The organism is Roseibium sp. RKSG952, from assembly GCF_009711355.1.
This window is the reverse complement of the sequence record NZ_SMMF01000264.1, coordinates 1-462: the sequence shown is the minus strand read 5'-3', so window position 1 is coordinate 462 and position 462 is coordinate 1. Positions and strand designations below refer to the sequence as shown.

The 462-nt window shown below is 51.3% G+C and carries 1 pseudogene; it reads left to right on the top strand.

The features are described 5' to 3' along the window. Positions 1-84 precede the first annotated feature (84 nt). Positions 85-365: pseudogene (locus E1297_RS00670) on the top strand (DDE-type integrase/transposase/recombinase); the annotation flags it as partial. Between the last annotated feature and the right edge of the window lie 97 nt (positions 366-462).

The following is a 462-nucleotide window of genomic DNA, read 5'->3' as shown; positions in this document are numbered from 1 at the left end:
CATCTCTCATCAATCCGCGAAAAACTGCTTCCATTTCCCGGGGCGTCCACACACAGCTTCGGTTCGATCAGGCCATAAATTCTGATGCGGCGCGGGTTCCTGTATCTGGTGGCAATCATGGACTGGCACAGCCGGAAGGTTTTAAGCTGGCGGTTATCCAATACCATGGAGGCCCGTTTTTGCGTCGAAGCCCTTAAGGACTCGCTTGCCAGATTTTGTCCGCCCGAAATTTTCAATTCAGATCAGAGTGTCCAATTCTCCAGGACTGTTTTCACCAGGCGCTGCTGGATTACAAAGTGAAGATCTCAATGAACGGCTGTGGCCGGTGGATCGATAACCGGATGATCGAACGTTTGTGGCATTCGGTGAACTCAAGGGTTGATTTAGCCGCGAAGTGCAACAAGGCAGCGGGGAAAGCCATTGGTTCCTAGGTGTGAGTTCTGAGAAGGTTGTTCATCCTGT